The following is a 13,618-nucleotide window of genomic DNA, read 5'->3' on the forward strand; positions in this document are numbered from 1 at the left end:
GTATTGATTGAACAAAGAGGGAATATGATAGAATAAAGATAATGTGAAAATGAGGTGTTAGGATATGAAAATAGCAATCGTAGGTGGCGGCATCGGCGGTTTAACAGCTGCTGCACTGTTACATGAAAATGATAATGAAATACATGTATTTGAACAGCATAATAAAATTGAAGAAGTCGGCGCTGGTATCGGTATAGGCGGTAATGTGATAGATAAACTTGGAAACCATGACTTGGCTAAAGGCATTAAAAATGCAGGACAAGTAATTAATGAACTGGAATTTTTAGATGACCATGGAAAAGTTTTGAATAAAGCGTATCTGAAAAAAGGTACTATCAATTTGACATTACCGCGTCAGACATTAATTGACATTATTAAATCCTATGTACCAGAAGCGGCTATTCACACAAATCACAAAATCATCCGTATTGAACAAAATAGTTCTAAAGTTACTTTGACAGAAGAAAATGGAGCGCAGTCAGATTTTGATTTATGTATAGGCGCAGACGGACTCCATTCCATCATTCGGCAAGAGCTTGATCCTAAATCAACTGTGAATTATCAAGGTTATACAGTATTTAGAGGTATGGTAGAAGATATACGATTATCAGATCCGAATACGGCAAAAGAATTTTGGGGACCAAAAGGCCGTGTCGGTATTGTTCCGATGTTAGATAACAAAGCGTATTGGTTTATATCAGTGAACGCAAAACAGGGTGATCCAAAGTTCAATGATTTTACTAAACCATATATTCAAGCATATTATAATCATTATCCAAATGAAGTACGTCGCATATTTGATCAAACAAGCGAAACAGGAATCTTACATCACGACATTTATGATTTAACGCCATTAAAAGCTTTTGTATATGGTCGTACTGTATTATTAGGAGATGCAGCACATGCGACAACGCCTAATCTGGGACAGGGTGCAGGTCAAGCAATGGAAGATGCAATCGTGTTGGCAAATTGCTTAAAAGCATATGATTTCAGAGAAGCATTAGATCGATATGACCAATTGCGTGTTAAACATACAGCGAAAGTGATTAAAAAGTCTAGAAAAATCGGCAAACAAGCACAATTAGCTAATGGTTTATTAGTTGGACTACGAAATACATTAATGAAGCGATTACCTTCAAAACTTATCAGTAGTCAAGTGAAGTTTATTTATAAAACTAAAGAAAAATAAAGTATAAAAAATCCAGAACACTCAATCATGAATGTTCTGGATTTTTGTTTTTAAAAAGAAATTTATTTTTCAACGCCATTAACAATATATTTTGGAGCTTTATCTTCTTTAATGACATCTACAGTATTATCAGCAACAATTTTAGCCATTGCGTCGCGTGCTTCAAAAGTAGCATTTCCGATATGCGGTGTTATAACTACGTTATCTAATGATTTCAAATCATCATTGATTTTAGGTTCAAATTCATAAACATCGAGTGCTGCACCTTCGATATCTTTATTTTTTAATGCATCTGCAAGTGCTTGTTCATTAACAATCGGACCTCTAGCCGCATTGACAAGATAAGCTGTATCTTTCATTTTCTTGAATTGCTCAGTATCAAACATGTGATGTAATTCTGGTTTATAAGCAGCATTAATAGTAATAAAATCTGCTTTTTCCAACATCGTATCTAAGTCTACATATTTAACACCTAGTTCGCGTTCTTTTTCTTCCTTACGATGAGGACCAGTATATAAAACATCCATATCAAACGCTTTGGCACGTTTTGCTACTGCAGAACCGATAGCGCCTAATCCAACAATACCGATGACTTTGCCTGAAACTTCACGGCCTCTAAAGAATAATGGTGCCCAACCATCGAAGCCTTTCGTACGAGACAATTGATCACCTTCTGGGATGCGACGTGCAACTGCAAGTACAAGTGTGAATGTAAGTTCAGCTGTTGAACGTGTTGAAACATCTGGTGTATTTGTAACATAAATACCTTTTTCTTTGGCAGTATCAATATCTACATTAGTAGAAAGGATGCTAATTAAAGCGTCGGCATCTTTAACACGTTCTTTTAATGTATCTTGATCCACTACTCCAGGACCGTCATACATATCAATTTCGATTTGATGCTTTTCTAAGATGTCCAATCCGATTTGGGGGATAGGACCTGCGATAAATACCTTTGCCATTTAAAAACACTCCTTTTCTGACTTCTTATATCAAGTATATTAAAAGGATGTTATAGAAACAATGAAAACACTTTCTTTGTATTAAGTGATAAGCTTCAGTCCAACTGCTGATACAACAATTAAACCAATACAAATGATACGCCAAATGTTTTTTGATTCATTATAAAAAATCATACTTATCAACGTACCGCCGCCTGTACCTATTCCGGTCCAAATAGCATATGCTGTTCCCATTGGGATATCTCTCATCGAAAGTGAAAGAATACTGAAACTGAATATAAAGGCAATACCTAAATATAAAATAAAAATTTTCTTGCCTGTACGGTTAAGTTCATTTAATAACACTACGCCTAATATTTCAAAGCATCCGGCAATTAGTAAATATATCCATGCCATTAGGATGTTCCCTCGCTTTCTTCGTTATCTGTAGAAAGTTTCAATCCCAAAATACCAATCAATAATAAGGCGAGGAGAAATAACTTCGTAAAACTGAAAGGGTCACTATAAAAGACCATATCTATAATGACAGTACCTACAGTACCAATCCCTACGAAGATGGCATAAGCCGTACCGACTGGCAAGGTTTTACATGCTGAAATTACAAGCGCGAAACTGAGCGCAATCATTAAGAGAGTGATACTCCAACTGAGAATTGAGTCGGCATTTTTAATACAAGTCACCCAAACGATTTCTACGATTCCAGCTAAAATAACTTTTAACCAGCGCACTTTTCTGCCTCCTATCAATATTAATTTGTCAACATTATATATTCTCTCAAATTTAAATGATACTTACAATAAATGAATTTTGAAAATGAAAAAACGAAGCACTAAAGGCTTCGTCTTAACTGTCTTATTTAAGAAATGGGATAGATAGCGGGATTAAATATTTTTCGCCATTATATGCTTTTACCGCTGCAATAATACTAAAAATAAATTGCATGATAGCTAATACAATGAATGTGATAAAGCCGACTAACACTAACATTAAGATGCCAGAAATGATAAACCAAATTGTATAAGAAATAACAAAGTTAAAGTAATCTTTTCCAGTTTTGTTTACAAATTCTGACTCGGAGCCTTTAATTAACCAAATAATTAACGGTCCTATGATTGAGGTGAAAAAACTTAAAATATAGATTAAGCTTGCGAATAACCTTTCATCTTGTGTAGGAAACTGTTCATATTTTTCAACTTCATCATAAACAGGCTCAAATTCTGGATTATTATCCATAAGTGGACCTCCTATATCCATTTGTTGAGTTAAATATATCAATAAATGAGAAATAAAGATATCCAATTCATACAATTTTTACAAATATATTGTCTGATAATGAAGATAAAGAAGCACCCTTAAAGTATGTAATAACTTTCAAATTATAAATTTGAAAAAATTAGTATTAGGTAACAAAATTATATTTTATTATTTGCTTAGTCATGTTACGATACGTATAACATGCTATTTATATAAATGAGGAAAACTGTCGTGACAGTTAGGTAAGCGTTTACATACACACTCTATTAACTGATAACAGTTTCTAATTTCGACATCAAGGTTATATAAATAAGTACATAAGTTTCATTTTAAGTGAGAGACCGTCTATATCTTTATCCTTTGCAATAAAGCTTATAGCGGTCTCTTATACTCATGATAATTTAAAGAAAGAAGGTTAAGCTATGAAGATCGCAATTGTAGGTTCAGGTAATGGGGCAGTGACATCAGCTGTAGATATGACAAATCAAGGACATGATGTTAAATTATATTGCCGAAATGCATCTATTGAAAAATTTGATAAAGCCATAGAACAAGGTGGTTTCCATTTTAACAATGAGGGAGAAGAAAACTTTGTGAACTTCACAAATGTCAGTGATGATATTGAAGAAGTGATTTCAGACGCTGAAATTATTCAAGTGATTATTCCATCCACTTTCATTGAATATTATGCACATATTATGGCGCCGTTTGTGAATGAAAACCAAATTATTTTATTCAATATGGCAGCAGCTATGGGCTCAGCACGTTTTGTAAATGTGTTAGAAGATGAGCATATAGATATACGACCTCATTTTGCTGAATTGAATACTTTAACATACGGAACACGAGTTGATTTTGATAACGCAGTCGTAGATTTATCGCTTAATGTACAAAAGCTTTACTTTACTTCTTTTTATCAAGATCAGCTCAGTGATGATTTTGAAAAAGTAGAAAAGATTTATCCTAACATTGTTAAAGAAGAAAACTTATGGAAAACCAATCTTGAAAATGGTAACCCTGAAGTACACCCAGGTCCAACTTTGTTAAATGTGGGTCGAATTGATTATTCTGGAGACTTCTCATTATATAAAGAAGGTATTACTAAACATACAGTGCGCTTATTACATGCTGTTGAGTTAGAACGCCTTTCTTTAGGACGTAGATTAGGTTTTGAATTACAAACAGCTAAAGAAGCACGTATTCAACGTGGTTACTTAGAACGCAATGATGAAGATGAACCGCTTAATCGATTGTTTAATGAAAGTCCAGTATTCTCACAAATTCCTGGACCTAATAAAGTTAAAAACCGTTATTTAACAGAAGATATTGCGTATGGATTAGTTTTATGGTCAAGTCTTGGGCGTGAAATTGGGGTAGAAACGCCAAATATTGATGCGATTATTGTGATTGCTTCGACTATTTTGGAACGTGATTTCTTTGAAGAAGGTTTAACAATCGATGATTTAGGACGTGAAAAAGTCGGTTTAGATTAAAATTGAACAGGGGGAATGGATATGAAGCGAAAACCATCATTTTTAGAAGCGGCCTCTACAATTATTGTCATGATGATTTTAGTTATTGTAGGGTTTGTTGTATTTGGTATACCTGTACAACCGCTTCTCATTTTATCAGCTGCTTATGCTTCTGTGATTGCATGGCGTGTAGGATTGCGTTGGAAAGATTTAGAAGAAGGTATTACAGCGAGGCTAGGCACAGCTATGCCGACCATCTACATAATTTTATGTGTAGGCATTATCGTAGGAACATGGATGTATTCAGGGACTGTGCCTGCATTAATATATTATGGATTAAAATTACTTAACCCGAATTACTTCCTAGTCTCAGCATTCATTATTTCAGCGATTACATCTATGGCGACAGGAACAGCATGGGGATCTGCGTCTACAGCAGGGATTGCATTAATTGCAATTGCACATCAATTAAATATTGATGCAGGGATGGCAGCTGGTGCAATCATTGCTGGGGCGGTTTTCGGAGATAAATTATCACCATTATCAGATACAACAAACCTTGCTGCAATGGTGACTAATGTTAATATATTTTCACATATTAAAGCAATGCTTTGGACTACCATACCAGCATCACTTGTCGGGATAGTCGTATGGTTCTTTGCAGGTCTTAAACATAAATCAGGTGCAGACAAAAGCCAAATTAATGCATTATTGCATCAAATTGAAGGCGTATATCATTTAAACATATCTGTTTGGATACCTGCATTAGTAATTATTACTTGTTTGTTATTCCGCTTTTCTACTGTACCAGCAATGTTAGTATCAAGTGTTGCTGCAATATTGGTAGGATATTTTAATCATCATTTCAAACTGGCTGATGGCTTTAAAGCAGCTTTTGATGGATTTAAACCAGAAATGATCACACATCAAATACATTTGAATGAAAAGGCATCAACATTGCTTGCACAAGGCGGCATGATGAGTATGACGCAAGTCATTGTTACAATTTTTTGCGGGTATGCCTTTGCAGGTATCGTTGAAAAGTCAGGATGTCTGACAGTGTTGTTGGATACAATTAAAGATAAAGTCACTTCACCAGGTACATTGATCTTAGTCACAATTGTTTCAGGATTAATTATGGTGCTTGCTGCGGGCGTGGCTTCAGTTGTTATTATTGTAGTAGGAATGCTGCTCTATGATATGTATGATGAAATGCACTTATCAAGAACCAACCTTTCACGTACATTAGAAGATTCTGGTACAATGATTATTCCATTGATTCCATGGGGCACATCAGGTATTTATTATACTCAACAGCTTGGTGTAGATGTTTATTCTTACTTTATTTGGACAGTGCCATGTTATTTATGTATCGTATTTGCTTTATTCTATGCATTTACAGGTTGGACTGTAAAAAAAGTGAAGTCGCCAGACGAAACACATTACACACAACATGGTTAATCGGTATAATCTACCAAAATAACTTAAAAACAAAAAGCACTTATAAAGTCGGCATGTCGATTTTATAAGTGCTTTTTAGTGTTGATATTTATAAATAATTATAAGTGAAATGGGTATAACTAAATAATGATGGTAATACAATTGTAGTTATCAATGAAGGATGAATTGCATTTTCCAGTCATTCAATCAGAAACAACATTGTAAAGAATGTTTAGTTAAACGCTGATACGGTTAATAATATAATATGAATGAGGTGATTCCGTGTTATATGTAGTAATAATTGTAGCGATATTACTATTGTGTCTAGGAATTCATCGATACTTCAATTTAGATAATTTAACTTTAAAATATCCTTCTATTATCTATTTAGTAATCAGCTTTATATTGTATTTCGTAGCGATTTTGCAATATAGAGTTGATTCTACTATGTCGGAATTTTTAGCACATGAAATACTTGTGACAACGATTTTCGGATTATTGATATTTTGGACTTTATCTCAAGCCAATAAATCGAAGGATACAATTGTTTATACTATTTTAATTGTCCTTGCTTCGATTGGTGCAGTACTTACAAGAAGTCCACAATTTGGTCTTAATGCATCAATGGAAATGCTAATTGTAAGAATGGTACTTACAACAGCTTTAGCCATAGGATTAGGCGGTTATGTCTTGTATAGACAGTTGAAAAGACCTGTTTCCGAAAGTTTCCCATTACTTTATATATTGGCATTTGCTTATTGGGTAATGGTAGCATTTTGGATGTAAAGAACAAAACGTATAAAAGTAAAAGTATGATAAGTCGACAGTTCGTATCAAAATGAATTGTCGGCTTATTTTGTTGTTGTAACAACTAGTGAAAGATAGCTAAAGAGATCTTTTAAACAAATAAAAAAACAACTGATACAATAAGTACCAGTTGTTTAAGCATTAATTATAATTAGTGAATGAAGTTGTATCCAGCAGCTTGGCTAGCTGAGATAGTACGTGAAGTTACAACACCAGGACCATGACCGTAGTTCATTTCTGATACAGTGATTGAACCATTACCGTTAACACTTTCAACGTATGCAACGTGACCATAAGCACCTTGGCTAGTTTGCATGATAGCACCTGCTGAAGGGTTGTTGTTTACTGTGTAACCAGCTGCTGCTGCTGCGTTAGCCCAGTTATTAGCGTTGCCCCAAGTTGAACCTACTTTACCGCCAGCGCGATCAAATGCGTAGTAAGTACATTGACCAGCAGTGTAGTAGTTAGCACCACTTGAAGTACGGCTAGCCATAGTGTTTGAGCTAGTTTTTGGAGCAGAAGTTGTTGATACTTTAACATTGTTATCTGATGTTGAGTAAGTAGCACCCATTCCGCCAGTACGTGGTGTAGAACCAGCATTGTTGTAGCTAGTGTAGTTGCTGTAGTTGTTGTTTGATGTGTTGTAATTGCTATAGTTATTGTAGTTTGTGTTGTTGTTATAGTTGCTGTAACCGTTGTTGTATTGAGCGTAAGTTGAGTAATCATTATTGAAACGGTTATCTTTGTTCCAGTTACCTTCCCAAGTGTAGTGGTAGTTACCTTGTTGATCTATCGTATAAGAATAGCTGTAAGAATAAGGATCGTTAGGGTTGTATCCATTATTGTTTTCTGCTGCATCTGCATCGTGGTGAGATAAAGTTAAAGCTGCAATTCCTGTTCCTAATGTAGCGATTGTAGTTGTAGCGATTTTATTCATAATAAAATATCCTCCTAAAGATAATAAGCTAATTGTTTTATTTTAATAATAAGTCTCGTGTCTTAATTTACATTACTTTAAATTTTCTATAACTGCGTTTTTTTTCTTTCTCTTAACGACAAGACTTACTTTACCAAAAAAATTTGGGTTTGTGTGCGTTGTTATCGTTTTGTAATTTAGTTCTAATAATTAACTACTTGTATGTAATAACCATGTTTTTTGACATATAAGGCGCAAATGTTGATTTTATGGACTTTTTAACAATATTAATTCATTGTAAATATCACTAATGTTACAACGTTGTAATTTGACAGAAAAATTAAAAATATTGATTTTGTATTTTTAAATAGCATTTAATCTAATTTTGAACTCATTTAAATATGTGATTTAACAGTAGTTAGATACTAAATTGAGTCACATTCAGCTAACATTTTTGTTATAACAGCAGTTAAACAGGTTTGAAAGTTTAAACGCATTAGTTAAAAAGAAACTGCATTTATTTTGTAGATGGATTTATTGCAAATAATTTTAACTATATTATAGAAGAAACACGTAATTTTTAGTGAAGAAACTAAAGCGTTGACTTACTTTGAGAAAAAGGTTATGATACGAGTATAAAAATTATACCTAGTGAGGTAAAATCTATGAAAATAGAAATTGGAATGACTTCATTTGCTGATACAAATGACATACACACAGAAAGCGGAGTTGAAGAAAAGTTATCAGCTGATAAAAGAATTCGTCATATAGTAGAAGAAATAACACTTGCTGATGAAGTTGGGCTTGATGTCTATGGTCTAGGAGAACATCATCGTTCAGATTATGCAGTGTCTGATCCGGTAACAGTTTTAGCCGCAGCCGCTTCTTTAACACAACGTATAAAGTTAAGTTCAGCTGTAACTGTTTTATCTTCAGATGATCCAGTACGTGTATATGAACGCTTTGCAACATTAGATGCAGTATCTAATGGACGTGCCGAAATAATGGTAGGACGTGGTTCATTTATTGAATCTTTCCCTTTATTTGGTTACAACTTAGATGATTATGACCGCTTGTTTGTAGAAAAACTAGAGTTGCTGAAAGAAATCAATCAACATGAAGTAGTAACATGGGAAGGTACATTACGTCCTGCTATCAAAGGTTTAGGTGTGTATCCTCGTGCAGTGCAAGAGGAAATTCCAATTTGGCTGGCAACTGGAGGTACACCGGAATCTTCCATTAGAGCTGCAGAATATGGATTACCGATTACTTATGCAATTATCGGCGGTAACCCCAAGCGTTTTAAACGTAACATTGCAATTTATAGAGCAGTAGCTGAATCAAGAGGTTATAATTTAACAGATATGCCAGTTGCCGTTCATTCATGGGGCTATATTGCAGATACAGATGAGCAAGCACAACGTGAATTTTATGAGCCTACAAAAGTACATCATGAAATTATTGCGAAAGAACGTAATTGGCCGCCGTATACAAAAGCCCATTTCCAAAGAGAAATCAGCGATGAAGGTGCAATGTTTGTCGGAAGTCCAGAAACCGTAGCACAAAAAATGATTAAAGTCATTGAAGAATTAGAGATAAATCGTTTCATGCTGCATATGCCTGTCGGATCAATGCCTCACGAACGTATAATGAAAGCTATTAAACTTTACGGAAAAAGGGTAAAGCCTATAATAGAAGATTATTTCAATAATTAATTAAAGGAGCATACCAATATGTTATTACGTTATTTGAACAACATTAAATTAGGAAAAGAATTATTACAAGCATCAGAACCAAAATTAAAAGGTGATCCGCAAATGAAAGATGCATTTGAAAATCATTTTGGTTTACCAAGTAAAATGGTTACAGTAGCGGGAACTTTAGAAGCGACAAGCGGTCTATTATATCTTTTAAGCTTCGGCAATAAAAAAATGACACGTATTGCTTCACTAATAACATTTGGTGTTTTAGGTGTAGCAGCTTACAAACACTATGAAGCTGGAGATGGAAAAGCAGGTGCGCAACATGCATTAGATTTATTAAAACTTGCAGGTCTTTCTACACTTGATACAATCACTTTACCAGGTTGCAAAAAATAATATATGAAATTGTAGTTAACGATGGTATACCCTTTGAGGTATATCATCGTTTTTTTGTTTATTAAAGGAAGCTTTTATTTTAGAGTTTTTAATATTTGATTATGCTAATAGGAAGGTTGAATTAAATGCTTGCGTCTTAAAATATATAGAGGGTATCAACTTACAGAAGTGAGAACTGATTTCATTTAAATGGAAAATTAGCGCTATGATTTATTAAATTTTAAAAATAAATGGATTATTATAGAAAAATGTTATAGAATGATTTACATAAGCAAAACTCATTTCAAAATTCCCGATTAATTCACCTAACATCTTGAACCTACATCATGAAGGAGTGAATTCCAAAATGGAAAATAAGATTGTTATTAATGATTTACCAAAATTTGTGACGGTAGCGCAAAAGGTGAGAGAAATCACAGCACATATCAAAAGTGAACAGCAGATTTCTTTTGAAGAATTATTTATCCTGAACTACATTCAAAATAGTGAAAAAGAACGCTCTGAATTTAACGTTAAAGAAATTATCCAATTATCACATCTTAAGCCTTATTTTATTTCTAAAGCAATTCAAAAATTGAAAGAGCGCGGATTATTAAGCAAAAAAAGAAATAAAAATGATGAAAGAACTGTAATTTTAGTTGTTGATGCAGAACAAAGACAAGAAATTGAAAACTTATGTAATGCCATCAGTAAGATTTTTTGATTTAAGTAACAAGTGGTTAAGCGAATTAAATAAAATAGATAAAGGAAAGTTTTGAGTGAGCGCAAATCCTTTCGATAAAGTGATGGGGGTTGTCACATATGATCGAAGGAAAAAATTAAAAGCTGTTCAGCATATTTGTTTATGTGCTGAACAGCTTTTTACTTTCAGTATTTTCTTAAAAAGTTTACATCGCGATTATAAAATTGATTGACGGCGTTGCTTTGTACTTCTTTTAAAATTGACTCAATAATATCTGTTTGATGTGCTAAGATACGAATGGCTAATCCATGCGTTGCAAGCTCGGTAATACCGATTCTGCAATCATTTTCTGTCATGAAAGGTTTCATTACTTCATATAATTCGTCGATTGTCTGTTTTGTGATGTCAGGATGAATGAAATAGCAAGAACCTAAATGCGTATAGCCTTCCATATAACCTAATGCATCGACTTTATTTTTATTAGGATTTAAGAGCATATTATCAAATACGACCAATTCATCATCTACATAAATCTCATTTAACAAGTGAAGATAATTATAAGTGAAATGACGTTCATCTGGAGAATAACCTGGTGTTAAGATGTCAGTGTAAAACATTGAAGCGGTTTTAGCTAAATGATATTGATTGTGTTGATAAAATTTAGCATCTTTATATGCAATAATCGGATCACCGACATATTCTAGATATGCATTATCTTCAATGTGAAAGTTTTGATATTGCTCAACATGATCTTTTAATGTTTTATAGATTTTTGTAGCGCCTTGAGAAGTCAATGTGACAGATGCATTTTCTTGTACACGAAAATCTAATTTATAACGGTCGCCATCTAAATAACCACCGCCAACATTCACAATATAGAAAGTCGGAATATCCGACCCATTTAAATAAATAGGGCGGATGACTTTCAATGCTTTTTCAAAGAAGATATCACGTGCAACTGAACGTTCGCCATCATGAAAGACAGACAAGTTAAGTTGTCCTGTCCATTCTTGAGATTTACTCATTAAGCTAATCCTTTAAGCAGTACATCACGTTCAATCCATTCAATCACATTATCTAAACCATCTTCAGTTTTTAAGTTTGTGAATGTAAAAGGACGTTTACCACGAAAAGTATTTGTATCTTCAGCCATTTGGTCTAAAGATGCGCCGACATAAGGTGCTAAATCTGTTTTATTTATAATAAAGAAGTCAGATTTAATCATACCTTGGCCGCCTTTACGTGGAATTTTTTCACCTTGAGCCACATCAATAATATAAATAGAGAAGTCAACTAACTCTGGACTGAAAGTCGCTGCCAAGTTGTCTCCGCCTGATTCAATAAAGATTAAATCTAAATCGCCATGACGTTCCATTAATTCATCAATAGCTGCAAAATTCATAGAAGCATCTTCACGGATGGCAGTATGCGGGCAACCGCCTGTTTCTACACCGATAATTCGATCAGCGGGTAATACGCCTGAATTGACTAAGATTTTTTCATCTTCTTTAGTATAAATATCATTTGTAATGACACCGATACTCATATCTTTTGAAAGGTGACTTACAAGTTTTTCGACAAGTTCGGTTTTGCCTGCTCCAACAGGACCGCCGATTCCGATTTTCACTGGATTAGACATAATTAATTCCTCCTATGAAATAAATATTCTGACGTTTACATTTTCATGTTCCATTTGATTCATTTCTAAACCTGGTGCAGTAATACCGAATTCTGATTCTGCAAGTTCAAAAATATGATCACGCGTTGTTTTCATGAAAGTAATCATATCAGTCACTACACGTTGCCCGGCAGTTTGTCCAAGTGGTATTGCTCTTACTGCATTTTGAGTCAACGCTGAAACATTTTGATAGAGATAGTAATCTATTATCATTTCTATATCAATGCCAAGAAAATGACCGAGCATTGTAAAACAAATAGCAGGATGTAATTTCGCATTTTTTTCTTGATATTGTGCTTCATACCATTGTATCCACTCGCTATCATATAACTCATTGGCAAGTTTGACCATCCGTGTACCCATTTGTTTGGTACCTGTACGTGTTTCTCTTGGCATGTTCTGAACAAATAACATGCGGTCTAAGTGTAAGATTTTTTCAGAATCACTTTGATTTAATGCTTCGTATACAAGACGGATAGCTAGCCCATCTGCATACGTTAATTGTTCACTTAAAAAGAGTCTCAACCATTCTTTAAAACTTTCTTCATCATGTACAGTACCGCGTTGGATATAAGTTTCTAAGCCAAAAGAATGGCTGAAAGCCCCCGTAGGAAATTGAGAGTCGCAGAATTGAAACAACCGTAAAGCTTGATGATCAATCATGTGAATGTCCGATATGTCTGAATGCTTTATTTACTTTACGATCTTCACGTGTATAAGGGATGCCTAGAGATTTTAATAAATCTTCAACGAGGTAATCGTATTGAACAAGCATTTCATTTTCAGTAAATTGCGCTGGTAAGTGACGGTTGCCGAGTTGATGCGCAATATCTCCCATTTCCTTTAATGTACGAGGTTGTATCACTAAGATATCTTCTGAATTTACATCTACAACAATCATATTATGGTCGTCCTGATATAAAATATCTCCATATTCTAAATCAACTGGATTTTTTAATCGAATACCAATTTCGTTGCCGTGATCAGTAGTGACACGTTGGATTCTTTTTACTAAATCAGAGTTTTCAAGATATACTTTTTCGATATGTTTTTGTTTTTCTTCGTCTGAAAGATTAGCAACATTGCCAACTATTTCTTCAATTATCATAATTTATTCAA

The 13,618-nt window shown here is 34.0% G+C and carries 16 protein-coding genes; 7 read left to right on the forward strand and 9 right to left on the reverse strand.

All coding sequences use genetic code 11. The features are described from left to right. The first annotated feature begins 64 nt into the window (after nt 1-64). Nucleotides 65-1,189: an FAD-dependent monooxygenase gene (locus A4G25_RS11135; protein ID WP_063164640.1), complete on the forward strand. Its 1,125-nt coding sequence runs from the start codon at nt 65-67 to the stop codon at nt 1,187-1,189. A 62-nt stretch (nt 1,190-1,251) separates the two neighbouring features. On the opposite strand, the gene A4G25_RS11140 is transcribed toward A4G25_RS11135, so the two are convergent. From A4G25_RS11140 to A4G25_RS11155, 4 genes are all read right to left on the reverse strand, one after another. Further along, a complete protein-coding gene (locus tag A4G25_RS11140) occupies nt 1,252-2,151 on the reverse strand; it encodes an NAD(P)-dependent oxidoreductase (protein WP_047131749.1) in 900 nt (299 codons plus the stop codon). 81 nt (nt 2,152-2,232) lie between these two features. After that, nucleotides 2,233-2,547 carry a DMT family transporter gene (locus A4G25_RS11145; protein ID WP_047131750.1) on the reverse strand — a complete coding sequence of 105 codons (315 nt, stop codon included), beginning with the start codon at nt 2,545-2,547 and terminating at the stop codon, nt 2,233-2,235. Then, nucleotides 2,547-2,879 carry a DMT family transporter gene (locus A4G25_RS11150; protein ID WP_047131751.1) on the reverse strand — a complete coding sequence of 111 codons (333 nt, stop codon included), beginning with the start codon at nt 2,877-2,879 and terminating at the stop codon, nt 2,547-2,549. The genes A4G25_RS11145 and A4G25_RS11150 overlap by 1 nt, the downstream gene beginning before the upstream one ends. Nucleotides 2,880-3,003: 124 nt before the next feature. Next, nucleotides 3,004-3,384, reverse strand: coding sequence for a DUF4870 domain-containing protein (locus A4G25_RS11155; RefSeq protein WP_047131752.1), 381 nt, complete (start codon nt 3,382-3,384; stop codon nt 3,004-3,006). Between the two features lie 443 nt (nt 3,385-3,827). Between A4G25_RS11155 and A4G25_RS11160 the strand changes: the two genes are divergently transcribed. From A4G25_RS11160 to A4G25_RS11170, 3 genes are all read left to right on the forward strand, one after another. Next, a complete protein-coding gene (locus tag A4G25_RS11160; protein ID WP_047131753.1) occupies nt 3,828-4,898 on the forward strand; it encodes an NAD/NADP-dependent octopine/nopaline dehydrogenase family protein in 1,071 nt (356 codons plus the stop codon). A gap of 21 nt (nt 4,899-4,919) precedes the next feature. Continuing rightward, nucleotides 4,920-6,338: a Na+/H+ antiporter NhaC gene (gene nhaC / locus A4G25_RS11165; protein ID WP_047131754.1), complete on the forward strand. Its 1,419-nt coding sequence runs from the start codon at nt 4,920-4,922 to the stop codon at nt 6,336-6,338. A gap of 261 nt (nt 6,339-6,599) precedes the next feature. Then, a complete protein-coding gene (locus tag A4G25_RS11170) occupies nt 6,600-7,103 on the forward strand; it encodes a membrane protein (protein WP_047131755.1) in 504 nt (167 codons plus the stop codon). A 172-nt stretch (nt 7,104-7,275) separates the two neighbouring features. Here the strand turns inward: A4G25_RS11170 and A4G25_RS11175 are convergent, their stop codons facing one another. Then, nucleotides 7,276-8,061, reverse strand: a complete 786-nt coding sequence (locus A4G25_RS11175) for a CHAP domain-containing protein (RefSeq protein ID WP_047131756.1) — start codon at nt 8,059-8,061, stop codon at nt 7,276-7,278. 644 nt (nt 8,062-8,705) lie between these two features. Here A4G25_RS11175 and A4G25_RS11180 point away from each other — a divergent pair. From A4G25_RS11180 to A4G25_RS11190, 3 genes are all read left to right on the forward strand, one after another. After that, complete coding sequence (locus A4G25_RS11180) at nt 8,706-9,755, forward strand: LLM class flavin-dependent oxidoreductase (protein ID WP_047131757.1); 1,050 nt, start codon at nt 8,706-8,708, stop codon at nt 9,753-9,755. Nucleotides 9,756-9,773: 18 nt separating this feature from the next. Beyond that, on the forward strand, nt 9,774-10,139 hold the full coding sequence (locus A4G25_RS11185) for a DoxX family protein (protein ID WP_047131758.1): 366 nt from the start codon (nt 9,774-9,776) through the stop codon (nt 10,137-10,139). A gap of 346 nt (nt 10,140-10,485) precedes the next feature. Further along, nucleotides 10,486-10,842 carry a transcriptional regulator, SarA/Rot family gene (locus A4G25_RS11190; protein ID WP_047131759.1) on the forward strand — a complete coding sequence of 119 codons (357 nt, stop codon included), beginning with the start codon at nt 10,486-10,488 and terminating at the stop codon, nt 10,840-10,842. 164 nt (nt 10,843-11,006) lie between these two features. Here A4G25_RS11190 and A4G25_RS11195 read toward each other — a convergent pair whose 3' ends face one another. From A4G25_RS11195 to ureE, 4 genes are read right to left on the reverse strand one after another with little or no spacing between them, the layout of a single operon-like run. Beyond that, nucleotides 11,007-11,846, reverse strand: a complete 840-nt coding sequence (locus A4G25_RS11195) for an urease accessory protein UreD (protein ID WP_047131760.1) — start codon at nt 11,844-11,846, stop codon at nt 11,007-11,009. Beyond that, nucleotides 11,846-12,460 carry an urease accessory protein UreG gene (gene ureG / locus A4G25_RS11200; protein ID WP_063164641.1) on the reverse strand — a complete coding sequence of 205 codons (615 nt, stop codon included), beginning with the start codon at nt 12,458-12,460 and terminating at the stop codon, nt 11,846-11,848. Before ureG ends, A4G25_RS11195 begins: the two co-directional genes overlap by 1 nt. A gap of 12 nt (nt 12,461-12,472) precedes the next feature. After that, complete coding sequence (locus A4G25_RS11205; RefSeq protein WP_047132227.1) at nt 12,473-13,162, reverse strand: urease accessory protein UreF; 690 nt, start codon at nt 13,160-13,162, stop codon at nt 12,473-12,475. Further along, nucleotides 13,155-13,607, reverse strand: coding sequence for an urease accessory protein UreE (ureE, locus tag A4G25_RS11210; protein ID WP_047132226.1), 453 nt, complete (start codon nt 13,605-13,607; stop codon nt 13,155-13,157). The genes A4G25_RS11205 and ureE overlap by 8 nt, the downstream gene beginning before the upstream one ends. Between the last annotated feature and the right edge of the window lie 11 nt (nt 13,608-13,618).

The sequence above is a fragment of the Staphylococcus condimenti genome (genome assembly GCF_001618885.1).
GTDB classification, from domain to species: Bacteria; Bacillota; Bacilli; order Staphylococcales; family Staphylococcaceae; genus Staphylococcus; species Staphylococcus condimenti.